General features: G+C 51.8%; 1 protein-coding gene. It reads left to right on the top strand.

Annotated elements, in window-relative coordinates:
- Positions 1-65: 65 nt before the first annotated feature.
- On the top strand, positions 66-452 hold a 387-nt coding region (locus FLQ44_RS25750), incomplete at its 3' end, for a transposase (protein ID WP_147696200.1).

Here is a 452-nt window from a genome sequence, read left to right as displayed (position 1 = left end):
CCCGCTGGAAACAGCAACTTTTAGGCAGTGAACTCAAGCACCGCAATCGACCTCGCGGATTGAGCTTGAGCGAAATCATGACGGTTTTGATTGCCTTTCATCAGTCGTGCTACCGCAATTTCAAAACTTACTACCAAGAGAAAGTCCAGACCGAATGGGCAGATGCGTTTCCCGGACTCGTCAGCTACCAACGCTTCATCGAATGGGTTCCAGAAACGTTAGTACCCATGTGTGCCTACTTACGCTCGTGTTTCGGGTCGTGTAGCGGCATTAGTTTCATGGACTCCACTGCATTGAGCGTTTGCCACAACCGTCGGATTGAGCGCAACAAGGTGTTCGAGAACATTGCCGAGCGGGGCAGAACCTCGGTCGATTGGTTCTTTGGCTTCAAGTTGCATCTGGTCGTCAATGACCGAGGCGAATTGCTCAACATCATCCTCACCCCCGGCAAC

Source organism: Vogesella mureinivorans (genome assembly GCF_007644035.1).
Taxonomy (GTDB): domain Bacteria; phylum Pseudomonadota; class Gammaproteobacteria; order Burkholderiales; family Chromobacteriaceae; genus Vogesella; species Vogesella mureinivorans.
Note: the sequence above shows the minus strand (reverse complement) of the source record. Positions and strands in the feature narration are given on the sequence as shown.